The organism is Halochromatium sp. NSM3 (assembly GCF_059621085.1).
Map to the genome: position 1 here is coordinate 1 of NZ_JCAQIA010000009.1, position 22,984 is coordinate 22,984.

The 22,984-nt window shown below is 64.2% G+C and carries 19 protein-coding genes and 1 pseudogene; 8 read left to right on the forward strand and 12 right to left on the reverse strand.

What is annotated here, in order from left to right:
• Positions 1–45: 45 nt before the first annotated feature.
• The 5 genes from AC54T3_RS05570 to AC54T3_RS05590 form a co-directional block, all read right to left on the reverse strand.
• A complete protein-coding gene (locus AC54T3_RS05570) occupies positions 46–258 on the reverse strand; it encodes a hypothetical protein (RefSeq protein WP_496623053.1) in 213 nt (70 codons plus the stop codon).
• Positions 255–689: a PIN domain protein gene (locus AC54T3_RS05575; RefSeq protein ID WP_496623055.1), complete on the reverse strand. Its 435-nt coding sequence runs from the start codon at positions 687–689 to the stop codon at positions 255–257. The genes AC54T3_RS05570 and AC54T3_RS05575 overlap by 4 nt, the downstream gene beginning before the upstream one ends.
• A 1-nt stretch (position 690) precedes the next feature.
• Positions 691–1,926, reverse strand: coding sequence for a restriction endonuclease subunit S (locus AC54T3_RS05580; RefSeq protein ID WP_496623056.1), 1,236 nt, complete (start codon positions 1,924–1,926; stop codon positions 691–693).
• Positions 1,919–5,071, reverse strand: coding sequence for a type I restriction endonuclease subunit R (locus AC54T3_RS05585; RefSeq protein WP_496623058.1), 3,153 nt, complete (start codon positions 5,069–5,071; stop codon positions 1,919–1,921). Before AC54T3_RS05585 ends, AC54T3_RS05580 begins: the two co-directional genes overlap by 8 nt.
• Before the next feature lie 88 nt (positions 5,072–5,159).
• Positions 5,160–5,351 (reverse strand): hypothetical protein, encoded by a 192-nt coding sequence (locus tag AC54T3_RS05590; RefSeq protein ID WP_496623059.1) that lies wholly within the window; start codon positions 5,349–5,351, stop codon positions 5,160–5,162.
• Between the two features lie 149 nt (positions 5,352–5,500).
• Here AC54T3_RS05590 and AC54T3_RS05595 point away from each other — a divergent pair, with 149 nt between their 5' ends.
• Entirely contained in the window at positions 5,501–5,689 is a 189-nt protein-coding gene (locus AC54T3_RS05595) for a hypothetical protein (RefSeq protein WP_496623061.1), read from the forward strand.
• Between the two features lie 111 nt (positions 5,690–5,800).
• Here the strand turns inward: AC54T3_RS05595 and AC54T3_RS05600 are convergent, their stop codons facing one another.
• Complete coding sequence (locus AC54T3_RS05600) at positions 5,801–7,297, reverse strand: 2Fe-2S iron-sulfur cluster-binding protein (protein WP_496623063.1); 1,497 nt, start codon at positions 7,295–7,297, stop codon at positions 5,801–5,803.
• Positions 7,298–7,306: 9 nt separating this feature from the next.
• Positions 7,307–8,704, reverse strand: a complete 1,398-nt coding sequence (sthA, locus tag AC54T3_RS05605) for a Si-specific NAD(P)(+) transhydrogenase (protein ID WP_496623065.1) — start codon at positions 8,702–8,704, stop codon at positions 7,307–7,309.
• A 250-nt stretch (positions 8,705–8,954) separates the two neighbouring features.
• Between sthA and AC54T3_RS05610 the strand changes: the two genes are divergently transcribed.
• Positions 8,955–9,083 carry a PLDc N-terminal domain-containing protein gene (locus tag AC54T3_RS05610; protein WP_496623203.1) on the forward strand — a complete coding sequence of 43 codons (129 nt, stop codon included), beginning with the start codon at positions 8,955–8,957 and terminating at the stop codon, positions 9,081–9,083.
• A 192-nt stretch (positions 9,084–9,275) separates the two neighbouring features.
• Here the strand turns inward: AC54T3_RS05610 and AC54T3_RS05615 are convergent.
• Both AC54T3_RS05615 and AC54T3_RS05620 read right to left on the reverse strand, forming a co-directional pair.
• Positions 9,276–9,800 (reverse strand): annotated as a pseudogene (locus AC54T3_RS05615) (SanA/YdcF family protein); the annotation flags it as partial.
• A 28-nt stretch (positions 9,801–9,828) separates the two neighbouring features.
• The gene (locus AC54T3_RS05620; RefSeq protein ID WP_496623067.1) at positions 9,829–10,509 is read right to left on the reverse strand and encodes a hypothetical protein; all 681 of its coding nucleotides are present in this window, start codon (positions 10,507–10,509) and stop codon (positions 9,829–9,831) included.
• Between the two features lie 235 nt (positions 10,510–10,744).
• Here AC54T3_RS05620 and AC54T3_RS05625 point away from each other — a divergent pair, with 235 nt between their 5' ends.
• The 4 genes from AC54T3_RS05625 to birA all read left to right on the forward strand — a co-directional run bounded on the left by AC54T3_RS05625 (position 10,745) and on the right by birA (position 17,721).
• A complete protein-coding gene (locus tag AC54T3_RS05625) occupies positions 10,745–11,971 on the forward strand; it encodes an EAL domain-containing response regulator (protein ID WP_496623069.1) in 1,227 nt (408 codons plus the stop codon).
• A 62-nt stretch (positions 11,972–12,033) separates the two neighbouring features.
• The gene (locus AC54T3_RS05630) at positions 12,034–14,493 is read left to right on the forward strand and encodes a PAS domain-containing hybrid sensor histidine kinase/response regulator (RefSeq protein WP_496623070.1); all 2,460 of its coding nucleotides are present in this window, start codon (positions 12,034–12,036) and stop codon (positions 14,491–14,493) included.
• A gap of 231 nt (positions 14,494–14,724) precedes the next feature.
• Positions 14,725–16,632 (forward strand): M61 family metallopeptidase, encoded by a 1,908-nt coding sequence (locus AC54T3_RS05635; RefSeq protein ID WP_496623072.1) that lies wholly within the window; start codon positions 14,725–14,727, stop codon positions 16,630–16,632.
• 72 nt (positions 16,633–16,704) lie between these two features.
• On the forward strand, positions 16,705–17,721 hold the full coding sequence (birA, locus tag AC54T3_RS05640) for a bifunctional biotin--[acetyl-CoA-carboxylase] ligase/biotin operon repressor BirA (RefSeq protein ID WP_496623074.1): 1,017 nt from the start codon (positions 16,705–16,707) through the stop codon (positions 17,719–17,721).
• Positions 17,722–17,780: 59 nt separating this feature from the next.
• On the opposite strand, the gene AC54T3_RS05645 is transcribed toward birA, so the two are convergent.
• Positions 17,781–19,076 (reverse strand): dicarboxylate/amino acid:cation symporter, encoded by a 1,296-nt coding sequence (locus AC54T3_RS05645; RefSeq protein WP_496623076.1) that lies wholly within the window; start codon positions 19,074–19,076, stop codon positions 17,781–17,783.
• A 102-nt stretch (positions 19,077–19,178) separates the two neighbouring features.
• On the opposite strand from AC54T3_RS05645, the gene AC54T3_RS05650 reads away from it, so the two are divergent.
• On the forward strand, positions 19,179–19,514 hold the full coding sequence (locus AC54T3_RS05650) for a hypothetical protein (RefSeq protein ID WP_496623078.1): 336 nt from the start codon (positions 19,179–19,181) through the stop codon (positions 19,512–19,514).
• Here the strand turns inward: AC54T3_RS05650 and AC54T3_RS05655 are convergent, their stop codons facing one another.
• Together AC54T3_RS05655 and crtD are read right to left on the reverse strand one after the other, a co-directional pair.
• Entirely contained in the window at positions 19,515–20,429 is a 915-nt protein-coding gene (locus AC54T3_RS05655; RefSeq protein WP_496623204.1) for a carotenoid 1,2-hydratase family protein, read from the reverse strand.
• On the reverse strand, positions 20,426–21,910 hold the full coding sequence (gene crtD / locus AC54T3_RS05660) for a 1-hydroxycarotenoid 3,4-desaturase CrtD (RefSeq protein WP_496623080.1): 1,485 nt from the start codon (positions 21,908–21,910) through the stop codon (positions 20,426–20,428). Before crtD ends, AC54T3_RS05655 begins: the two co-directional genes overlap by 4 nt.
• Positions 21,911–22,087: 177 nt before the next feature.
• Here crtD and AC54T3_RS05665 point away from each other — a divergent pair, with 177 nt between their 5' ends.
• Positions 22,088–22,981: a polyprenyl synthetase family protein gene (locus AC54T3_RS05665; RefSeq protein WP_496623082.1), complete on the forward strand. Its 894-nt coding sequence runs from the start codon at positions 22,088–22,090 to the stop codon at positions 22,979–22,981.
• Positions 22,982–22,984 lie beyond the last annotated feature (3 nt).

Here is a 22,984-nt window from a genome sequence, read left to right on the forward strand (position 1 = left end):
TCTTGTGGGTCTTGAGGGCGTCGAGTTTGTCGGCTTGGGCGGCGATCAGGGTTGGCGCTTTTCCCTGAGCGCCATCGCTTGTTGACTAATCGATTCTATGGCCACGGCTTCGCACTCAGCAACCCACTGTTGCCGCCAGCGGGTATAGTCGAAGGGTTCACGCTGGATGACGGCGATGAACCGCTCCATCTCGATATCGCCGAGATGCTGAGCCAGCAGTTGCACGCCTTTTTGGCGGATTTCGCTATCGGTCATCATAAGGATTGTTCTCTGAGAAAGTCGATGGGGTCTTGGATACGAACAGACTTCACCACAGGCGCCTTTTTGAGAATGCCTTTGTCGGTCGTCAAGAACGCGCCGGCTTCAGCGGCGACCGCACAAGCAAGATGCAGGGCATCCATCTTTTTCAGACCCAGTTGGTTGAACTCCTTGGCTCGCTGGAGAAGCTCGGCAGATTCGGCGATATCAATCTCGGCGTAACGCTTCCAAGTGCCGATCTGCGTGCTGCGCTCTTCGTAGGGATTTCTGGCATTCTCGTAGTCGAGGATGTATGACCAGATCAATGGGTGCTGGCCGCTACGAATGAGTTGTTGTATCTGGAGTTTGGCTTCCGTTTCCAGCCGAATGAGGATCTGACTCTGGTCATCGTACGGTCGGTTAAAGAGGCAGTTGTCGAGATAGAGTCTCATATCACGCCTTCGGACGCGGAAAGAGTTGCTGCATCAGCCCTTTCTTGTGGGTCTTGATGGCATCGAGTTTGTCCGCCTGGGCGACGATCAGGGCGTCGAGGGAGGAGAGGCAGGCGGCTATTTTTTGTTGTTCTTGGAGAGACGGCACGCTCAACTGAATTTTTGCCATCACTCCATTCATTAGCTTTGGGTTTCCGACGTATGAAACATGATTCTTTGCGACTTGGTTAATCATTGCTGCAATACATCTATTCGCATACCCTTCTTTGCTAATCAGGACACCGCAAACATTGGTGCAATAGAATCGCCCAGGCCGGTAATTCGTATCTCCGGCATTTGCGCCGTCAGTAGTCCATGTGATGGCGTCTTCATATAAATATTCGGAATAATAACCAGCAAGTCCGCTATTTTTGGTCTGCGACGAGTAGACAGGGTATGGTTTATCAGGTGTCGGATCTTCACTCACCAAGGGCATGGCGAGCACTTCCCCACGTGTGACCCTAAACATTTCGCCAACCGCTTTTACCTCCCACTCCCCCACCTCCCGAAATTCGGGGAAGCGCAGGCGGGGGACGGTTTCGCCCTCGCGGGGGAAGAGTTGCTGCATCAGCCCTTGCTTGTGGATCTTGAGGGCGTCGAGTTTGTCCACCTGGGCGGCGATCAGGGCGTCGAGGGAGGAGAGGCAGGCGGCGATTTTTTGTTGTTCTTCCGGCGTTGAAACTGTTATGGGGAACTCATTCAGATTGCTCGTATCGAGCTTTCCGGCACCGATGCCGGTGCTCGTTACTTGTCCTAGTAGTAGTGATTCATGTGCTGACAAGAAATAGAGTAAGTAATTTTCCTTTATATCACCTTTCAGTTTTATCGCCTTTACGTCTTGATTGAATGCGACATCAAGCGCGGCTATTCCAATCGGAATTCTTTTGTGCAGCATGCTTCCACGAACCAACAATAATAACGTTCCTTTTTTTGCTATTCGTGTGCCCGCTTTTACAGCCGCTTCAGTAATGCTGAAATCTGATGTTTTTATAACTGTATCGTGCATTGAAGATGCACTTATCCAAGGAATGTTACCGTTCCAGTAATCAGGAACATCTTTCGAAGGGGTTCCTCCTGAAACGAATTTGGCTAATTTTCCAAATGAGATTATTTCCCACTCCCCAGCCTCCCGAAACTCCGGAAACCGCAACCTCGGCACCAACCCTGTCGTCTGCTCGCTCATGCTGTCCTCACTCATACGCCGCCAATCCTGAAATCTCCCGCCCGCCGGCTTGCTTTTTGAGCACCGGCAGCAGTTCCGCCATCAGTGCCGTCTCGGCCTGACCGCGCGCCTTCCAGCCCAGTTCCAGCGGCGCGAACAGGTCGCTGAGTGCCTCACCGTCGAAGATCAGCCGATCGAGCACCCCATCGACAAAGCCTTGCAGGGCGGCATGCGCAAGCCCGTGCTGGTCGGCGATGGCGCTCAGTGCATCCTCGGCCTTCTGGGTCTTGAAGTCTTGATAACCGTTGCGGATAGCGCTCTCGCTCAGGCCCTTGCCGGCCTCCAGGGTGTTGATGAAGGCGATGATGTCGTCGCGCTCGTCCATCAGGTTGCTGCTGGCGGAGAGCAGGCTGATGAGCTGGTCGCGGTTCATGGTCTGCTTGCCGGGCGGTTCCTGGCTGTAGCGGGCAAGTAGATCGATGATGTAGTCGTAATCAATGAGCGCGGAGGAGAACAGCACGAACTCGAAGTCGAGTTGATCGATGACGTCATTGGGCGCGGGAGACGGATCGCCGGGGTGGCCGCCCTGCTGCTTGAGCCGTTGCGCGGTCTCCAGGTACATGCCCTTGAAGCCGCGATGGGTCTCGGTGGGCAGGCGTTGCTCGATCTGTGCGCGCTGGGTGTCGCTGAGGTCGGTGTATTGGTCGAGCTGGGTCTTGAGCCGTTGCACCTCCTTAAAGCGTTCGATGAACGCGGCGCGGGCGGTGTCGCCCCGCAGGTTGTTGACCGCCTCGGGGGTGCAGGGCTGGCCCTGGGCGGCCATGAACTGCTCGAGCTGCTGCACGGCGGCGTCGAGCTTGGCGATGACCTTGGGCGCGGGATCGACCAGCCAGATCTCGCGCGAGCGGCTGGCGTCTTCGCCGGAGAACAGCGCGATGGCGGCATCGACGGCCTGCTTCTGGGCGCGGAAGTCGAGGATGTTGCCGTAGGGCTTGGTGTCGTTGAGCACCCGGTTGGTGCGCGAGAAGGCTTGGATCAGGCCGTGGTGCTTGAGGTTCTTGTCGACGTACAGGGTGTTGAGATACTGCGAGTCGAAGCCGGTCAGCAGCATGTCGACGACGATGGTGAGGTCGATCTTGGCGCGGTGCGGCACATCGCTGTTGGGATACTTCTGGTCTTTGATGCGCTGCTGGACGTCTTGGTAGTACAGATCAAACTCGCTTAAGGCGTGATTGGTGCCGTATTGGGCGTTGTAGTCCGCGATGATCTGCGCCAGGGCGGCCTTCTTCTGCTCGGGCTGCTGCTGGTTGTCGGCCTTCTCTTGCGGCAGATCCTCTTGGAGTTGCTTCACATCGCGGTTGCCCTCGGCGGGAGGCGAGAAGACGCAGGCGATGTTGAGCGGTCGGACGTCGGGGTCTTCGGCTTGGCGCTCGGCCTGCAGCTGCTTGAAGCGGTTGTAGTAGGCGATGGCGTCGTTGATCGAGCCGGTGGCCAGCAAGGCGTTGAAGCGGCGCTGGTTGGTGGCGGCGTCATGCTTGGCGAGGATGGCCTCGGCGACGGCCTGTTGCGTGAGGAGCTGGTTGGGCTTGACGCTGGTCTGGGCGCCGGGCTGCGGGCCGGGCTTGGCGCTGCTGGTCTTGGCCGGGTCTTGGTCCTGATCGGGGTTCGAGTCCGGGGCCGGGGCCGGGGTCGATGTGGCGCCGGCGTCGGCTGGGCTGACGGCGGTGGGACTGGCGACGAGCTTCACCTCCGGCTTGAAGTAGTCGATATGGAAGCGCAGCACGTTGCGGTCATCGATGGCGTGGGTGATGGTGTAGGCGTGCAGCTGCTGTTGAAAAATGTCTTCGGTGGTCTTGTAGGTGCCAACGGTGCCGTCGATCTTTTCGTAGCTGGCGTTGTCCTCAAAGATCGGCGTGCCGGTGAAGCCGAACAGCTGCGCCTTGGGGAAGAAGGCCTTGATGGCCTTGTGGTTGTCGCCGAATTGGGAGCGGTGGCACTCGTCGAAGATGATGACGATGCGCTTGTCGCGCAGCGGCGCGAGGCGCGCTTTGTAGGTGAGCCGGCCGGTGTCTTTGGTCTGCTGGGCCTTCTTGCTGGTCTCATCCAGCGCCAGGCCGAGCTTTTGGATGGTGGTGACGATGACCTTGTCGGCGTAGTCCTCGGAGAGCAGGCGCCGAACCAGGGTCTCGGTGTTGGTGTTCTCCTCGACGCAGCCTTCCTGAAACTTGTTGAACTCGAGCCGGGTCTGGCGATCGAGATCCTTGCGATCGACCACGAACAGGCATTTCTCGATGTCGGGGTTGTCCTTGAGCAAGGTCGCGGCCTTGAACGAGGTCAGGGTCTTGCCGCTGCCGGTGGTGTGCCAGATGTAACCGTTGCTGCGGTCTTGGTGGATGCAGTCGATGAGGGCCTGCACGGCATAGATCTGATAGGGCCGCATGATCATGAGCTTCTGCTCGCTGGCGACCAGGACCATGTAGCGGCTGAGCATCCGGGCGAGGCTGCATTTGGCGAGGAAGGCCTCGGCGAAGTCATCCAGATGGGTGATCTTGCGGTTATCCTCCTCGGCCCACTGGTAGATGGGCAGGAAGCGCTCGTCGGCGTTGAAGGCGAAGTGCTGGCTGTGGTTGTTGGCGAAGTAGTAGGTATTGTTGCGATTGCTGACGATGAACAACTGCATGAAGCACAGCAAGGTGTTGCTGTAGCCGTTGCCGAGGTCGTTGCGGTAATCAACGATCTGCTCCATGGCGCGGCGTGGGTTGATGCCGAGCGTCTTCAGCTCGATCTGCACCAGCGGCAGGCCATTGAGCAGCAGGATCACGTCATAGCGGTGGTGGCTGCTGTCGCTGTTGATGCGCAGTTGGTGGATAACCTCGAAGTGGTTTTTGCACCAGTCCTTGAGGTTGACCAGCATGTAATGCAGCGGGGTGCCGTCCTCGCGCTGAAAATAGCCGTATTCGCGCAGGCGCTTGGCGGCTTGGTAGACATCGGCGGTGATGATGTCGTCGCGTAGGCGGGCGAACTCGGCGTCGGTGAGCTGACAGTGGTTCAGCGCCTCGAACTTGGCGCGGAAGTTGGCCTCGAGCGCGGTTTTGTCGCGGATGTCGGGGCGATAGCGGTATTTCAGCTCGTCGAGCTTGGCGATGAGCTTTTGTTCGATGTCCGCTTCTTTTAGGGTCATCCGTTCGGTGCTCCTTTTCCTGTTGCGCGCGGCTGGTCGGCGGCTACGATGCCTGTTGAGGCGCTGGGCGAGCGCGGGGCGCTCGTCGTTAGGGCTGGGCCAGTCCGGCGATCAGCCGCCGCAGCTCCTCGTTTTCTCCCGCTTCGTGCTCGGCGAGTTCAAAAGATCCCGCTGTCTCGATGGCACTTTCTCGATCCTCGACTGTCGGAACGGAAGTTGCATTCGGCCTCGGATCGGCGGTAGAGTCGGTTGGTATCGATTTCGATGTATCAATGTCCATGAGGAATCGCAAGGAAAGCAACCCCCAAGGCGTTTGGACCACAATAACCAGGATCGATCCAACGCGATCGCATCCTCACAACAACAGGTCACGGAGCCGCCTGGCTCAGGTGACACGCGAGCCCGTCAACGGGCCGAGAAGGAGTACAAATGAACGAAACGAGCAGCTTCAACGAGTGGGTCGCCAGCATCGAGCGGGGTGATTGCGGCTTTACCTATGTCCGCTTCTACGCCGATGCGCCGGCTTGGGTCCGCAACGAGGCGGTCAACCGCTTCGGCAAGGGCACCGTGTTCCTGCCGCCCCGCCAGAACCGGATGCTCGATAGCGCCGCAGCCTGAGCCGGGTAGCATGCGGCCAGAGCCCATCCAGCCAGAGCCCATCCAGCATCTGACCGCGCCCCGCCTCATCCCCGCCGAACCCCGCGCTGAGTCCTATCGAGCCCCGAGGGCTCAGTTCAACTCCTCGCTGGCGATGCGCGCTTGAGGCACCCCCGCCTCGAGCAGCGCCGAGACGACGGCCTGCACCGCGCTGCTCGGACCAGCGACGTAGTAGCGGTTGCCTGGCAGCGCCTCGAGATCGGATTCCAGCAGCGCCAGCAGATCGTCACAGGCGGCATCGACCAGCGGCGTGAAGGCGAAATTATCCAGCGTCTCACGCAGCGCCCGACACCAGGGCTGGTGGTCGTGCATCCTCAGCGCCGGCACCGACCAATACAGATGGAAGGCCTCGATGCTATCGATCGAGACCGCGTGCTCGATCAGGCTCTTGATCGGTGCGATCCCGTCCTCGAGGGCGATGAATACCGCAGGTTCGGTGGCGTCCTCGGCAAGCACGAAGTCCCCATAGGGGCCGGTCAGCGTCACCGGCTGGCGCGGCGTCACCGTCTCGAACACCGCTTGGTTGAAGGCATCGTCGTCCTGCCGCACGGTGAACAGCAGGTTACGCCCGTTGCAGGGGCAGCTGGCGATCGGCAGCTCCCGCTGCAGGCCATTCGCAAGCTGTAGCCGGGCGCGCTGACCGGCCATGAACCTCAGGGTATTGGTGCGCGGTGTCTGCACATGCAGCAGCATCAGGCCGCCGGATTGCGGTTCGAGTTTGCGGATCTGGGCCTGGATCTCCTGCTCCGGCAGATCGTCTGGCGAATGCGCCTCGGCGGCCTCGAGCTGCAGGTCGGTCACCGCCGTGTGCGAGCAGGTGAGCAGATAGCCCATCTGCTTCTCGCGCTCGCTCAGCACATAATCATGCTCGCGCAGCCGATAGACCTCGCCGGTGACCAGCCGCGCCTTGCATTCGCCGCAGTTGCCGCTGGCACAACCGTAGCTGAGCCGCAGACCCGAGCGCACCGCAGCCTCGAGGATGGATTCATTGCCGTCGACGAAGAATTCGTGCCCGGACGGGATTATCTTGACGCTGGCTGACATGATGCGCAGGAAGCTGTCTTTCGCAAGCAGTTGGGTCTGTGCCGCCTCGAGCGGGTTCTCGGCCAGGGCCGTGCGGCGTGTTTGTAGCCAGGCGCCAAGGTCGCGCAGGGCCTCAGCCGGGACAGCTGGAGTGCTGTCCGTGCCACCCTGATCGCCGGTGCCGCGCGCAAGCTCGTCGAGCCGCGCGCGCACCTCATCGAGCAGTTGTTCCAGGGCCTCGACGCGGGCGACACGCTGCACCAACGCCTCGGCCAGCGCCTTGATGCGGGTGATCAGCACCTGCTGACTCGGCAGGCGTGTGTCCTTGTCATGGTGTTGCGGCAAGGCATTGGCCTTGATCTGCTCGACCCGCTCGAGATCACCACTCTTTTCGAGGCTGACGCTGGGGTAGACGCGCAGCAGATCGTTGATCGCGACCTGACCCTCGAAGGTCTGCATGTCGCCATTGCGGATGCGCTTTTGGATCTCGGCGCGGGTGACACCGGCGAGGCGCGCGGCGCGCGAGAGGCTGAGCAGTTCGGTCATCTGAGAATCTTAGAACAACCGGTTGAGTCCGTTCAGGGCCGCGACCCGATAGGCCTCGGCCATGGTCGGATAGTTGAAGGTGGTCTCGGCGAAATACTCGAGGCTATTGGCGCCGCCGGGCTGCGACATGATCGCCTGGCCGATGTGGACGATCTCCGAGGCCTGCTCGCCGAAGCAGTGGATGCCGAGGATGGCCTTGGTCTCACGATGGAACAGGAGCTTGAGCATGCCGACCGTGTGACCGGTGATCTGGGCGCGGGCGATGCTCTTGAAATGAGCTTGGGCGACCTCGTAGGGTACCTTCTCGGCGGTCAGCTCGCGCTCGGTGCGGCCGATCGAGCTGATCTCGGGCACGGTGTAGATGCCGGTCGGGAACTCGTCGATCAGCGACCAATCGCAGTCGCCGTCGGCGATTACAGCGCCGACAAAGCGGCCCTGATCATAGCTGGCGCTGGCCAGCGCCGGTGGACCGGCCACGTCGCCGACCGCGAAGATATGCGCGATCTCAGTGTGATAGGACTGATCGACCTCGATCTGGCCACGGCTGTTGGGTGTCAGGCCGATCGCATCCAGGCCCAGATCCTCGGTGTTGCCGCTGCGGCCATTGGCCCAGAGCAGGGCGTCGGTCTTGAGCTTCTTGCCGGACTGGCAATGCAAGACCACGCCGTCGTCGCTGGGCTCGACGCGCTCGTAGGCCTCGTTATGGCGAATCACCACGCCTTGCTCGCGCAGGTGATAGCTGAGCGCGTCGGTGATCTCGTTGTCGAGGAACGACAGCAGCCGTTCCCGAGTATCGACCAGGTTCACCTTGACATCCAGGCAGGCCATGATCGAGGCGTATTCGCAGCCAATGACGCCGGCGCCATAGATGGTCAGGCTGCGCGGCGTATACGGCAGGCGCAGGATCGAGTCGCTGTCGAGCACGCGCGGATGGCTGAAGTCGACGTCCGGCGGATGATAGGGGCGCGAGCCGGTGGCGATGACGATGTGCTCGGCCTCGACCAGCTCGAGGACGCCATCCGGGCGGCGCACCTCGACCCGGTGTGGGTCGACGAAGCGCGCGTGGCCGAACAGCAACTCGACGCGATTGCGTTGATAGTAGCGGTAGCGGGTCTGCACCTGATGGTCGATGACCGAATCGGCCGCGCGCAGCAGGTCCGGGAAGGCGACCTCGACCTGGTCACGCGTCTGCAGGAACAGCGGATTGCGGCGATAGTCGGCGAGCATCTGGATCGAATGCCGCAGGGCCTTGCTGGGGATGGTGCCCCAATGCGTGCAGCCGCCGCCGACCTGAGCATAGGCCTCGACCACGGCGACGCGCTGCTCGGCCTTGGCCAGCTTCATCGCCGCGCCTTCGCCGCCTGGGCCGGTGCCGATCACGATGCTGTCGAAGGTTCGCACTGCCATCTTGCCTCTACCTCGGCGCCTTCGGGGCGCGGCCTGCCGGAAACGCTCAGGTTAGCACAGGCGATTGGCTTGGCAGAGCGACGGACCGACGCTCCTCCAGGAGCGGGGTCTTGAGTCACGGGCGCTCGCCATCGTTCCGATGAGGGCCTGGGACATGGTGTAATGCGCCTGGGCTCTTAACTCGACTGGAGACAGACTGGTGCTTGGAATTGAAATTGGTGGCCTGCTTGGGTTGTTACATCTAATCGTCGTGATCTACGCCTTCATCAAGATCGTCCAGAGCGGCGCCGGCACCTTGGCCAAGGTGCTGTGGATCGTCGTGATCCTCTTGCTGCCGCTCCTCGGCCTGATCATCTGGTTGCTGTTCGGGCCGAGTTGAGCCCCTGGCCGGGAGGTCTTGCTGCGCTGTGTCATGGAGACGGACCGTTTCGCGCGCACCGAGAAACCGTGGGCCTTGGCCGGTGAGGAGATCGAGCACCGCAGCGGCGCGGGCTAGGATCTCGCGGGCGCGCACCCTGACATAACCGAGATGCGGTGGGTCGGCTGCGGCGAAGCCGCGTGCGTCGAGCCCGAAGCGCCGCGCCAGGAAAATCGCGCGCGCTGCGTGAAAGCGCTGACTGACCACCAGCACCCGATCCAAGCCGAAGACCTCCTTGGCCCGCACCATCGAATCCAGGGTGCGGAAGCCGGCATAATCGAGCGTGACGTGCTCGCCGGGCACGCCGAGCGCCATCAGATCCTTCTGCATGGCGATCGGCTCGTTGTAGTAGCGGGTCGCGTTGTCGCCGCTGACCAGGATGCCGCGCACCCGCCCGCTGTGGTAGAGCGCGGCTGCGGCCTCGATACGCGCCTGATAGAAGCGGTTCGGTTTGCCGCGCGGGCCGCGCGAGGTGCCCAGGATCAACGCGACCTCGGTCGGCTCGACCTCCTCAAGGGTCTCGGTGATCGCGTCGCGGGTCGCGAGTGAGATCCTGAGATCGATCAACACAAGCGCCGTCAGCGTGACGACGAGCCCGAGCACGAGAACCAGCAGGCCGCGACGCAGCCAGTGGCGCCAACCCTTTACCGGTTGAGCGAGAGACCCATGCTCGGGCATGCGTGGCAGTGATCAGCGAGCGCTGGAACTAGGGCAGCGGTGTCGGGCCGTCTTTCTCGGACCGCTCGATCATGGCATCGATCTGCGGCAGGTCTTCACTCGGCAGCTCGCTGGGATCGATCGTGACCGCGCTGCGGATCTCATCGGCGTCCTCGGCGTTTTCCGTCTCCTGCGTCTCGCGTTCAACCGCAGCTTCCGCCTTGCAGGTCTCGGCGAAGCATTGGGCGAGCTGGTCCATGATGCAGCCCGTGGCGTGGATGTTGGCATCGGCGGCCGGATGCTGAAGCAAGACCTGATTCATGAACTCATCGTTGGAGATGTCACCCTGATAGAGTGCGGTGATCAACGTGTCGAAGGCCGGGTTCTCGCCGAGCTGCGCGCCGACCGTGCTGTCGCCGACACTCATCGAGCCACAGCCGGCGCGCGCCATGTCCCGAAAGCCCGATTCGGTGGGGCGATGGAAGGGATTGCCCAGGTAGACCGACGGATCGGTGACCTTGCCATCGGTCGCGCAGCCGCCGAGCGCGACGCTGAGTCCAACGCTGAACCCGGCTGCGGCTCGAATGGCGAGGAGCGCGGTCGGCTGCAACAGCCAAGAGAAATGGCGCGCTCGGCGGGAGATGATATCCCGCGCGCGTCGGGCCAGGAACCCACCGCGCTGCTGGAGGGCGTCGCTTGGCTGAAGGCGCTGGCGCTGTGGTTGAGGCATCGGTGCTCCTTGTGCGGTTGTGCCGCAGTCTTCGTGCTGTTTCATGCCGCATTGTAACGACATCTGTTAGGATCGAGCGATGTCTTGTCGCTCTGCGACTGCTCCTGGAGGCTGCCGCGCTCGGCGGCGACCTTGAAGGAAGGCAAGCGCGGTCTGGCGATGGAGGCGACTCATCCGCGATCCGACTGGTCGCACGCGATCGACTGGTCTCACATGCATCGTTTCGGGTGAATCTATGAAGCTCCTCCTGCTCGATGATGAGCCTTTCGAGCTGCAGCTCTTAGAGCAGCAGCTGCGACGCCTTGGCTTCGAGCAGATTCTGGCCTGTCAGGATGCCCGCGCGGGTCTCGAGCAGGTGCGAGCCCCGGATGGCGGCATCGAGCTGATCTTCTGCGATCTTCAGATGCCGGGCCTCGATGGCGTCGAGCTGATCCGCCATCTGCAACTGCTCGACTATGGCGGTGCCTTGGTGCTGGTCAGCGGTGAGGATGAACGCATCCTGCGCAGCGTCGAGCGGTTGGCGCGCTCGCATGGACTGCAAGTGCTCGGCGTGCTCTGCAAGCCGGTCGAGCTGGAGCGTTTGCAGAGCGTCCTGAAACGCCTTCCCAGTGGTGCCGAGCGCGGCATCGCGGCCTCCGCCTCCCCGCAGCGCCCTTCAGCGCCAAGCTATACCCCGGAGCAGGTGGCCGAAGCGATCGCCAAGGGCGAGCTGATCAACTATTACCAGCCCAAGGTCTCGCTGCGGCATGGCCTGGTGACCGGGGTCGAAACCCTGGTGCGCTGGCAGCATCCGAGCGATGGCCTGGTGGCCCCCGATCGCTTCGTGCCGGTGGCCGAGCGCTCGGGGCAGATCGATGCACTGACCCAGGTCGTGTTGGCTGCAGCCATGCAGCAGGCCGCTCAGTGGCGCGAGCAGGGGCGCTGCTTCAAGGTGGCGGTCAATATCTCCATGCAGAGCCTGGCGAGCTTGGACTTCGCCGATGTGGTGATGGACGCGCTGTCCCGCAGCCAGGTGCCGCCCTCGGCGCTGGTGTTGGAAGTGACCGAGACGGCGTTGATGCAAGACCCGCGCGTACCACTGGATATTCTGAATCGGATGCGCCTGAAGCGCGTTGGCCTCTCGATCGACGATTTTGGCACTGGTAATGCGTCCTTGGCCCAGCTGCGGGATATCCCGTTCGACGAGTTGAAGATCGACCGCGGGTTCGTGCATGGCGCGAGCACCGACCGGCTGCTGCGCGCGATTCTCGGAGCCAGCCTCGGCATGGCCAAGCGTCTCGGTATGAGCAGCGTCGCCGAGGGGATCGAGGACCGGATCGATTGGGACTTCCTCTCCGCGCTTGGCTGTATTCAAGCCCAGGGCTACTTCATCGCTCGGCCGATGCCGGCGGCGGCGCTGCCGGACTGGGAGCGCGATTGGCAACAGCGCTGCGGCGAACTCATCGGCCAGCATCCGGACTGAGCGCTTGGGCACCGCGTGCGCAACTAGCCTTGACCCGGCCCAGCCCGGTGGAGAACTTCGCTATGACGACGCGCTTGACTCCGGCTCGGATCGTCGGCCGCTATGCGCTGGTGGCGGGACTCTGGATTCTGCTCTCCGGCTATGCGCTGAACGCACTCGTCGCTGATCCAAGGCTCCTCGGCCTGCTCGAAATCGTCAAGGGGCTTGGCTTCGTTGCGATAACCAGCACGTTCCTCTACCTCTGGCTGACCTCTTGGAAACGGCAGCTTGAGACGGCGGATCGGCAGGCCAGGGCCGTTCTGGCAGAGCGCGAGGGTCGCCTGCGCCAGCTTACGCTGGCCATCGAGCAGAGCCCGGAGAGCATCTTGATCACTGATCTCGAGGCCAAGATCGAATACGTCAACACGGCCTTTCACCGCACCACCGGTTATGCGCGCGACGAGGTCATCGGACAGAACCCGCGCATCCTGCAGTCCGGCAAGACCCCGCCTGACCATTACGAGGGCCTGTGGGCGGCCTTGACCTGCGGCGAGCCCTGGAAAGGCGAATTCTATAATCGGCGCAAGGACGGCAGTGAGTACGTCGAGATCGCGCATGTGGCACCGCTGCGGCAAGCGGATGGGCGCATCACGCACTATGTCGCGGTGAAGCAGGATGTGACCGCGATGAAGGCGATCAGTGCCGAACTCGAGCAACATCGGAACCAGCTCGAGGAGCTGGTGGCGCGGCGTACCGCTGAGCTTGCCGAAGCGCGTCGGCAAGCGGAGGCCGCGAGTCAGGCCAAGAGCCACTTCCTGGCCAACATGAGCCACGAGCTGCGCACGCCGATGAACGGCGTGCTCGGCATGGTGGAGCTGCTCGGGCACACGCCGCTGAACGCGGATCAAGCCGAGATGGTCGCGACCATCCATGAGTCTGGCAGCGCGCTCACGCAGCTGATCGACGACATCCTCGACTTCTCCAAGATCGAAGCCGGGCGCATGACCCTGGAGCGCGCGCCGCTGGATCTCGGCGCATTGCTCGCCAGGTTCCGCGCGGTGCTCGCGCCGCTCGCCTCGCGGCGCAATCTGGACCTGGAGTGTTCCATCGCCGAGCAGGTTCCGCGCTGGGTCGACGCCGATGCGATGCGCCTGCGGCAGCTGATCTACAACCTGGCCGGCAATGCGATCAAGTTCTCGGGCGGCGATCCCGAGCAGCGCGAGCGCGTCCAGGTCAGCCTCGAACTCGACGCCGCCGAGCCCCTGAGCGCGGAGGAAATGGCAGCCGCTGGGCCGAATGCCTTCCGTCTCCGTCTGTGCGTCGTCGATCACGGCATCGGCATGTCCACGGAGACGCTGGCAGCGCTGTTTACACCGTTCGTGCAGGCCGAGGCCTCGACGACGCGTCGCTTCGGCGGCACCGGTCTTGGGCTCAGCATCTGTCGACGTCTGGTCGAACTCATGGGTGGGCGGATCGAGGTCCAGAGCACGCTCGGCCAAGGCTCGACCTTCGAGGTTCGACTGCCGCTCGCGCGTGCTGCGGCGGCGACCGATGCCCAGCCCTCTGCGCAACGCGCTGAGCAGGGTTCCGAACACCAATCTGAGCAGCGCCACTGGCAGGCGATCGCGACCCCAGCTGACTCCGCGCTGCCGGAGGCGTTGGCTCGCGCAACGACTCAGGACGGCGCGCCCCATGCTGAAGACGGGCAGGTCGGCACTGGTGTCGGCACTGGCATCGGTGCTGGTATTGGCGCTGGCGACCGCGTGCTGGTGGTCGAGGATGATGCGATCAATCGTCGGCTGCTGCGCCACCAGCTCGAGCTGCTCGGCTACCAGGCCGATCTGGCCACGAACGGACGCGAGGCCCTGGAGCTGTGGCACCGTGGTCGTTATGCTGCCGTGCTCACCGATCTGCACATGCCTGAGATGGACGGCTATGGCCTGACCGAGCAGATTCGGCGCGAGGAGTCGGCTGCTGCCGGGCAGCGGCGAGTGCCGATCCTCGCGCTCAGCGCGAATGCGCTGCGTGGCGCGGCCGAGCAGGCGCGCACACGCGGTCTCGACGACTACCTCACGAAACCGCTGCAACTCGCGCAGCTGCACCAGACCCTAGAGCGCTGGTTGGCGCCCATGGAACGAGCGCCGAATAGGGCGCCGGAGCCAGCCGTTGAACCAGCGCCTGAACGGGCTGCCAAGCCGGAGCCGCCAGTGCTCGATGCCGACAAGCTGCGGGCCTTGGTCGGTGACGATGATGCGACCTTGCGGGGGCTGCTCGCCGAGTATCTGAAGTCGGCCCAAAGTCTCGCAACAGAGATCGATCGCGGCTGCAACGCGGGCGAAGCCGCAGCGATTGCCGCCGCCAGCCATCGGCTCAAATCCTCATCGCGGGCAGTGGGTGCGCTGGCGTTGGCCGCGCTCTGCGAGCGCATCGAGATGGACGCGATCGAGGCCCATGTGCTGCGAGTGCGAGGGCTGATGGACCGCTTCGATGGCGAGCAGCGTCGCGCCCAAGCCGCGATTGAGGCCCTGCTCGATGACTTATAGCCATTCGCGCCTCACTCCCGGCTCCCAAAGCCAGCGAGCCCATGGTTCCTGGGCTTTTCCGGTCGATGTTGTCCGGCGGTCAAGTTGAACGGCCCAATAATCGCGGCAGCACAAGCGAGGATAGCCTGGCGCTTGGCGACCGGGGCACTTGGCGGGGCGGCTCATCGCACCGATTTGCTACCGTAGAGCGCAATCGTCCGCACAGATCGTCAGAGAGAGGGCCTCACCCGTATGTCCGAATCGGCTCCATTGAAGTACCGCGTCACCCCCCGGCGTCCCGAGGCCCACTGCTTCGAGGTCTCGCTCGAGATTCCCGAGCCGGAATCGCCCCGCTTGCAGGTCTCGTTACCGGCCTGGATTCCCGGCAGCTACATGATTCGGGATTTCGCGCGCAATCTGCTGAGCATCGAGGCCGAGCAGGCCGGACGCCCGATCGCGATCGAGAAGCTGGACAAGCAGACCTGGCAGATCTCCGGGCTCTCGGCGCAGGCCGGCCCGGTGCAGCTGCACTACGAGGTCTATGCCTGGGAGTTGACCGTGCGCTCGGCGCATCTGGACCAGCATCACGGCTACTTCAACGGCACCAGCCTGTTCCTCTGCGTGGCCGGGGCCGAGGATCGACCCTGCGCGGTCGAACTGTTGCCACCGCCCGGGCTTGAGGAAGGCCAGTGGCAGGTCGCGACTAGCCTCGCGCGCGATGGTGCGCCGGCCTGGGGATTCGGACGCTATCGGGCCGATGACTATGCCGACTTGATCGATCATCCGGTCGAGATGGGTGTCTTCGATCGAATCGCCTTCAAGGTCGAAGGGGTGCCGCACTGGATGACCATCAGCGGCCGCCATCGCGCCGATCTGCGCCGCCTGACGCTGGACTTGCCGCGCATCTGCACCGAGCATGCGGCACTGTTTGGCGAGCTGCCGATCGACCGCTACCTGTTCCTGACCCAACTCGTCGGCGATGGCTATGGCGGTCTCGAACATCGCTTTTCGACCAGCCTGCTGGCCAATCGTGACGATCTGCCGGCGCCGGCCTGGCCGAGTAAGAGCGCTCAGGCGCGGACGCAGACGATGGCGCAGCCGGCGATGCAGGCTCCCGAGCAGCCCTCGGAAGGCTACCGGCGCTTTCTCGGCCTCTGCAGCCACGAGTATTTCCATCTCTGGAACGTGAAGCGGATTCGCCCGCGCGCCTTCGCCGAGCAGGGGCTCGAGCGCGAGGTGCATACGCGCCTGCTGTGGGCGTTCGAAGGCATCACCTCCTATTACGATGATCTGGCGCTGGTGCGCAGCGGGGTCATCGACGCGACAGCCTATCTGGCCCTGCTCGCCGAGCTGATCACGCGCGTGATGCGCAATCCCGGGCGCCTGCGCCAGAGCGTGACGGAGTCCAGTTTCGATGCCTGGACGCGGTTCTACAAGCAGGACGAGAACGCGCCGAACGCGATCGTCAGCTACTACGCCAAAGGCGCGCTGATTGCGCTGGCCTTGGATCTGACCATTCGCGAGGGCACCGAAGGCCAGAAAAGCCTGGACGATGTGATGCGCGCCCTTTGGCAGGGCTACGGGCGCACTGGCATCGGCGTTGGTGAGCGCGATGTCGAGCGGGTCGCCGCCGAGGTCAGCGGCCTCGATCTCACCGGCTTCTTCGATCAGGCACTGGATTCGACCGAGGACCTGGACCTGGCGCGCTTGCTCGCCACAGTTGCGGTCGAGCTGCGTCTGCGCCCGGCGACCGGCGCCAAGGACAACGGCGGCTGCGTCGAGCGCTTCGAGCCGGCGTCGCCACGGCCTGATATCGGCGTGCGCCTGGCGCCGGACACGGCCGAGGCGCGGCTCGGAGTGGTGCTCGACGGCCGGCCAGCGCAGCGCGCGGGGCTCTCGGCGGGTGATCTGATCATCGCCGTCGACGGACTGCGGGCGACCGCCGGCAACCTGGATGCGCTGATCACCCGCGCCGCCGGCACGGGACCGGTCCGGGTGCATGCCTTCCGCCGCGATGAGCTGTTGGAGACCCAGGTGCTGCCGAAGCCGGCGCCGGCCGAGACCTGCGAGCTGCGCTTGGACGAGGAGGCGCCTGATCATGCGCGTGCCCGGCGCGCGGCCTGGCTCACGTCATCAGCGGAACAGGCGCGGGCAGTCTGAGTCTCGCGTGTTGACGCTCATCGTGCGACCGCAGATCGCGAGCCGAGCGGTTTGGCTGGCGAGATGACCGCCATGACGCCACGCGAGCGCGCGCTCGTTCAGCTGCTCGCGGACGGGGAAACCCACTCGGGGGAGGCGATCGCCGCAGCGGTGGGGATCAGCCGCACGGCGGTGTGGAAGATCCTGCATCAGCTCGACAGCGAACTCGGTCTCGGCATCGAGGCCGTCCGTGGGCAGGGCTATCGGCTGTCGGCGCCGATCGAGCTGCTGTCGCCGGCGACCATCCACGCCAAACTCGCTGCGACGGCACGGCAACGCGTCGCCGTGCTTGAGATTCTCGATCAGGTCGACTCGACCAATGCCTATCTGCTCGAGGATCTGAACGCAGGCGCCGGCGTTGGGCTCGGCGCCGGGGAGATCTGCCTGGCCGAGCGCCAGACCGCCGGGCGCGGGCGGCTGGGGCGGCGCTGGGTGTCTCCGTTCGGGCGCAACATCTACCTCTCGATCCTGTGGCGCTATGCGCTGGCGCCGGCGCAGCTCGGCGGCCTCAGTCTGGCCTGCGGGGTCGCGGTCGCGCGGGCGTTGCAGCGGCTCGGCGTCGAGGGCATCGGGCTCAAGTGGCCGAACGATGTCCATTGGCAGCAGCGCAAGCTGGCGGGTCTGTTGCTGGAGGTGGCCGGCGAGGCACAGGGGCCAAGCCGGGTCGTGGTCGGCGTCGGCATCAACTTGGGGCTGCGCGCTGCGGATGCCGAGGCCATCGATCAGCCTTGGGTGGACCTGACCGAGGTCTGCGGCGGTCAGGCGCCCAGCCGCACGGCCCTAGCCGCCGCGCTGATCGAGACCCTGACCGCGAGCTTGTCGCACTATGCGGAGGTCGGGCTCGCGCCGTTTCTCGCCGACTGGCGTCAGCTCGACGCCTATCGAGGCGAGCCGGTGACCTTGATCACTGGCCGGCAGCGCATTGAGGGGCGGTATCGCGGCATCGATCGCCAGGGCAATCTCCGACTCGAGACCGCCGAGGGTCAGCGCACCTTCGCCGCTGGCGACGTCAGCTTGAGAGCACGGTGCGCGCCAGCGTCGTCGGCTTGAGCCCGTTTCCCGTCCCGTGACGGCTCGCCGCTGCGCGTCATTCGCCGCAGCGCCTGCTCTCAGGTACCGGTCTTTGGTAGGGGCGCCTTCTCGAGGATGCCTTGCTCGCCCTCCGAGGTGGCGATGATGACGGCACCGGCGGAGTCGCTCGTGACGTTCACCGCCGTGCGCATCATATCCAGGATGCGGTCGACCGCGAGGATCAGTCCCAGCCCCTCGAGCGGCAGGCCCACCGCCGAGAGGATGATGGCGATCGCGACCAGGCTTGCAGCCGGGATGCCGGCGACGCCAATCGAGGTCATCAGCGCCAGCAGCACCACACTGAATTGCGTGGCGAGCCCGAGTTCGATGCCATAGGCCTGGGCGATGAACATCACCGCGACGCATTCGTAGAGCGCGGTGCCGTCCATGTTGATGGTCGCGCCGAGTGGCAGCACGAAGCTCGTCGTTTTGTTCGACACGCCGGCGTTTTTCTCGACGCATTCCATGGTCAGCGGCAGGGTGGCCGAAGAGGACGCGGTCGAGAAGGCGGTCAGCAGCGCCGGGCTGACGGCGCGATAGTGGCGCAGCGGGCTGACGCCACCCAGGAAGCGCAGCAGCAGCGGCAAGGTGACAAGGAAATGCAGTCCAAGCGCCAGCACTACGGTGAAGAAGAATTGCGCCAGCGGGATGAAGGCATCAAGGCCGGTGCTGGCGACCGTCTTGGCCACCAGTGCGAAGACGCCGAGCGGGGCGAAGCGCATCACCAGATCAGTGATCTTCATCATAATCTGGAACATGCCGTTGAAGAAGTGGTATTGCGCCTCGGCATAGGGGTTGGCGACGCGGGTCATGAAGAACCCATACAGGAGGCTGAAGAAGATCAGCCCGAGCATCTGGGTATTGGCGGCGGCGGCGACGATGTTTGTCGGTATCATGCGCAGGAAGATGGCGACGATGTCATCGGCGCCCTTATCGGCGAATTGGGTCTCGAGTTCGGACGCCTCGGCGCTGAGTCCAAACACCTCTTGCGCGCTGCCTTCAACGACGCCGGGCTGAATCAGGTTGACCATCGCCAGGCCGACCACGATGGCCAGGAAGCTGGTCAGCGCGTAGTAACCGATGGTCTTGGCGCCGAGCCGCCCCAGATTGTCGGAGTCGCCGATGCTGGCCAAGCCGACGATGATCGAGGAGACGATCAACGGCACGATGAGCATCTTCAGCGCGTTCAGGAAGAGCTGGCCGATGAAGTCGAAGATGGCCGTGAACGTCACCCCGAACAGGTTGCCGTCCTCGCCGACGAGCAGGCCGATGATGATGGCCAGCGCCAGGGCGATCAGGATCTGCCAGTGCAGCTTGAGCTTGAGAAACGCCATGAGGATGCTCCGCAACCGCTGATATTCAGCAAAGGCATTCTGATGATACTATGAAAGGCTTGGGTGTCGATTGGGCGATCGGCGTCGCGAGAGAACACCAGCATGCATTTTCGTGTCTTCTATTTGATCAACCGTTCTGGCGAGCGCGTGTCGTCGGCAAGCGCGGTGGAGATGACCACCAAGGCGATCTGCGAGCAGATGCTCGATCGCCTGCAATCCGAGGATGACTACCTCGGGATCTTGGATGCCGAGGACAACACGCTGCAGGTTCTTCCAGAGCCGGATCAGCAGCGTTATTACGTCGAGGTCCCGCTCGATGCCGCCAAGGCCTCCTTCGGCCGTTACGTCAACCGCGCCGAACTCGAAGCGCTCATCCATGAGCTGCCCGCGCGGATCAATGAGCGCAGCATCCCCGGGTTGACCTACCGGCCCTGGTGATCAGCCAGCGGCGATGCGCGGCATCCGAAACGGCAACAGCAGTTGCGCCCAGCGCGTCTCGAAGCGGGTCAGCGACAGGCTTTCGTGAAAGGCCGTGACCGGCTCGCCGAGGAGTTTGGCGCGGATGGTCGAGCGCGCGTAGAAGGGCGTATCCTCGAGCGTCTCGAGCACCTTGGTGTGGGCGTTCGCCTCGCTTTGGATGGCGCGAGGGATGCGCCACCAGAAGGTGCGGGGTAGGGGCGCGGGCGGTGCTGGTTCGAACGGTTCGGCGTCACCGTTGCCATTGAACCGTAAGGCGAGCGAGCGGCGAGCGCCATCCACAAAGGTCATGTCATAGAGCACGGCCGAGCCCTGGCGCAGTTTGGCACGCGACCAATCCCATTGGCGAAAACCGGCTTCGAGCGGTTCGTCACCCTGGTTGCTGTCCAGATAGCCGGGGCCGGACCAGCGTAGGGCCGGTTGTTCCAACGCCACCTCGACGCGCGACTCGGGACCGATCGGCCACCAGTGATGACGGCCTGCAGGGTCGAGGCTGATCGGTCCCGGGGTGAGCGCGCGCGGATGCACGCGCACGCGGCCGCGAATGCGCCGAGGCAGCGGCGCGGCGCGCTCGTCGATGTGGAAGGTCAACGCGGCGCCGTCCCACTCGATGCGGCTCGGGCCGATCATCAGCCTGTGCGCGTCGCGCTGTAACTGACCGCGTCCGCGCTCGGTCATCGCCCAGGCGGTGCGGTCCTTGCCGTAGAGCGCGACATTGAGCGCGCAGAAGTGCTCCGGGTCACCACGGCCACGGCGGCGGGCCCAGGCGTAGTAGGGCGAGAAGACGCTGCCGATGAAGGCGATGAGGGTGATGCCATAGTCGCCGTCATCGCTCAGCGCATCGACGTACCACCAATGGTAGCCGTTCGGCCTCAGCGCTTGGTCGAAACGCGGTCCGCCGTCAAACTGGCGGCCGCGAGCCGGCCCGAGAGCGCCGCCATCGGCACGCCCGGCCCCGGATGCGTGCTGCCCCCCGCCAGATACAGCCCCGGGATCTTGGTGCGCGCCCCCGGCCGCGAGAACGAGGCCATCCAGCCATGGGAGGCGCGGCCGTACAGCGCCCCGCCCGTGGCTGGGAACAGCTGCTCGAAGGCCGTGGGGGTCGTCACCTGGGCATGCATGGGGTCCTGCTGGATGTGCAGACCACAGCGTTCCAGGAGGCCAAAGGTGCTCTGGGCGCATTGCTCGATCTCTGAACGATGGAAGGAATGGGTGTCGCCGATGGCCGGCGCGTTGACGAGGCACAGCAAGCGCTCCGGGCCCTCGGGTGGGGGGCCGTCATGAGCGTCGCGGTCCTGCGCGCAGACGTAGACCGTCGGTGCGCGCGGGATGCGTTGGTGCTGGAGGATGTCGTCGAACTCCGCCTGATAATCATGGGAGAAGAACACCGTATGCCGGCTCAACGGGAAGCCCTCGGCCTTGGCGAGCAGATTCCAGGTGATCGCCGAAAGCGAGCGATCCGCCGGTGGCGTCGGCGGCACGGCGCGACTGACCCGCTTGCCGAAGAGGCCGGAGGCCACGGCATTGGTGTCACCGTTGATGATGACCGCATCAGCAGGGATGCGCTCGCCGCTGGCCAGTGTGACCCCATTGACCCGGCCGCGCTCGAGCCTGATCTCGCTGACCTCGGCCTGGTAGCGGAAGGTGGCACCGAGGCGCTGCGCGAGTCCGGCAAAGGCCTGCGCGAGCTGGTGCATGCCGCCCTTGACCAGCCAGACGCCATCCTGCTCGACATGGGCGACGAGCATCAGCGTGGCCGGCGCGGCGTAGGGCGAGGAGCCGCAATAGGTCGCGTAGCGTCCGAACAGTTGGCGCAGCCTGGGGTCGCGAAAATGCTCGCCGAGCGCCGACCACAGGGTCGCGAAGGGCTTGATATCGATCAGGCCACCGAGGCCGCCGGGGCCGATCCGTCGCACCAAACCGACCGGGCTGGGTCGCGTGGCGCTGATGAAGGGCTCCTTGAGGGTGCGATAGATCGCCTTGGCATCCTCGCTGAAGGCGAGGAAGCGCTGTCGCTCGGCCGGACCGGAGAAGGCGGCGATGGCGTCGGCGGAGCGTTCGAGGTCGGCGAAGAGATCCAGGCGCTCGGTGGCGCTCCAGGCGTGGCGCGCCAAGACCTCGGCCCGTTCGAGTTCGACCTCGGCGGCGAGCGAGCTGCCGGCGGCTTCGCAGATCGCCTCGAAGACCCAGCGCATGGTGAACACGGTCGGGCCGGCATCGATCGGCACCTCGCCGACCCGCACTTCGCGCATCTTGCCGCCGGGGGCATCCGAGCGCTCGAGGACGGTCACATCGAGCCCGCGTGCGGCAAGCTCGATGGCCGAGGTCAGTCCGCCGATGCCGGCCCCTACGATCACGACTCGCTCCGTTGCCACCTTCTACCTCGCATCCGATCAGCTGTCTTGGGGTGTTATTGACGCGAGAGTTGATCCCGGTCGTTTGACGCTCCTTGGGGAGCTGTCTATCTTACATGACCTCTCGGTGTGACCGACCGACACCATCACGATCAACCCACTCATCACGAGGACACACCAATGGATGCCTTGCAGCGGATCGAGCAGGCCCTAGAGGCCGCCATCGCCAAGGGCATGGGCGATGATTCACCGCCGCTGCTGCGCCAAGCCGTGCGTCATGCCGTGCTGACGCCAGCCTCACGGGTGCGTCCTCGTCTTTGCCTTGCTGTTGCCCTGGCCTGCGGCGACGATGTGCCGGCCGTGACCGATGCGGCCGCCGCGTCATTGGAGCTGCTGCATTGTGCCTCGCTGGTCCACGATGATCTGCCCTGCTTTGATGATGCCGACATGCGTCGCGGACAACCCTCGGTGCATCGTGCCTATGGCGAACGGCTCGCGGTGCTGGCCGGGGATGGGTTGATCGTGCTCGCGTTCGAGAATCTGGCCTGGCATACCTTGCGCCATCCGGAGCGTCTGGCCCCATTGTTGATGATCGTGGGTCGGGCGGTTGGCCTCAAGGATGGTATCGTTGCCGGTCAGGCCTGGGAGTGCGAGGAGCAGGTCGATCTGAGCGAGTATCACCGCCAGAAGACTGCGGCGTTGTTCGCGGCCGCGACCGAGGCCGGCGCCGCCGCAGCGGGACGCAATCCGGCCGAGTGGCGTACCTTGGGAGCGAACCTGGGCGAGGCCTATCAGGTGGCCGATGATCTGCGCGATGTTGCCGGCGATGCCGAGGAACTCGGCAAGCCGGTGGGGCAGGATGCGGCGCATGCGCGTCCGAGCGCGGTCGCGGCGCTGGGCGTCGATGGCGCCCTCGAGCGCCTGGTCGGCCTGATCCGCGAGGCGCTGGACTCGATCCCGACCTGTCCGGGCGCCGACAAGCTGCGGGCGCTGGTGGTCGGCGAGATGCAGCGCCTGCTGCCGTCGCCAATCGCCGATGATTTCGCGCGGCGACTGGCCGCCACGGGCGGCTGAGCA

Bases quoted from the DNA above. Each gene is read 5' to 3' on its own strand.
- AC54T3_RS05600 (WP_496623063.1), bottom strand. From the start codon at position 7,297: ATGACCGAACTGCTCAGCCTCTCGCGCGCCGCGCGCCTCGCCGGTGTC.
- AC54T3_RS05630 (WP_496623070.1), top strand. From the start codon at position 12,034: ATGACGACGCGCTTGACTCCGGCTCGGATCGTCGGCCGCTATGCGCTG.
- AC54T3_RS05585 (WP_496623058.1), bottom strand. From the start codon at position 5,071: ATGACCCTAAAAGAAGCGGACATCGAACAAAAGCTCATCGCCAAGCTC.
- AC54T3_RS05580 (WP_496623056.1), bottom strand. From the start codon at position 1,926: ATGAGTGAGGACAGCATGAGCGAGCAGACGACAGGGTTGGTGCCGAGG.
- AC54T3_RS05645 (WP_496623076.1), bottom strand. From the start codon at position 19,076: ATGGCGTTTCTCAAGCTCAAGCTGCACTGGCAGATCCTGATCGCCCTG.
- AC54T3_RS05665 (WP_496623082.1), top strand. From the start codon at position 22,088: ATGGATGCCTTGCAGCGGATCGAGCAGGCCCTAGAGGCCGCCATCGCC.
- AC54T3_RS05650 (WP_496623078.1), top strand. From the start codon at position 19,179: ATGCATTTTCGTGTCTTCTATTTGATCAACCGTTCTGGCGAGCGCGTG.
- AC54T3_RS05620 (WP_496623067.1), bottom strand. From the start codon at position 10,509: ATGCCTCAACCACAGCGCCAGCGCCTTCAGCCAAGCGACGCCCTCCAG.
- AC54T3_RS05635 (WP_496623072.1), top strand. From the start codon at position 14,725: ATGTCCGAATCGGCTCCATTGAAGTACCGCGTCACCCCCCGGCGTCCC.
- AC54T3_RS05590 (WP_496623059.1), bottom strand. From the start codon at position 5,351: ATGGACATTGATACATCGAAATCGATACCAACCGACTCTACCGCCGAT.
- birA (WP_496623074.1), top strand. From the start codon at position 16,705: ATGACGCCACGCGAGCGCGCGCTCGTTCAGCTGCTCGCGGACGGGGAA.
- sthA (WP_496623065.1), bottom strand. From the start codon at position 8,704: ATGGCAGTGCGAACCTTCGACAGCATCGTGATCGGCACCGGCCCAGGC.
- AC54T3_RS05625 (WP_496623069.1), top strand. From the start codon at position 10,745: ATGAAGCTCCTCCTGCTCGATGATGAGCCTTTCGAGCTGCAGCTCTTA.
- AC54T3_RS05570 (WP_496623053.1), bottom strand. From the start codon at position 258: ATGATGACCGATAGCGAAATCCGCCAAAAAGGCGTGCAACTGCTGGCT.
- AC54T3_RS05575 (WP_496623055.1), bottom strand. From the start codon at position 689: ATGAGACTCTATCTCGACAACTGCCTCTTTAACCGACCGTACGATGAC.
- AC54T3_RS05595 (WP_496623061.1), top strand. From the start codon at position 5,501: ATGAACGAAACGAGCAGCTTCAACGAGTGGGTCGCCAGCATCGAGCGG.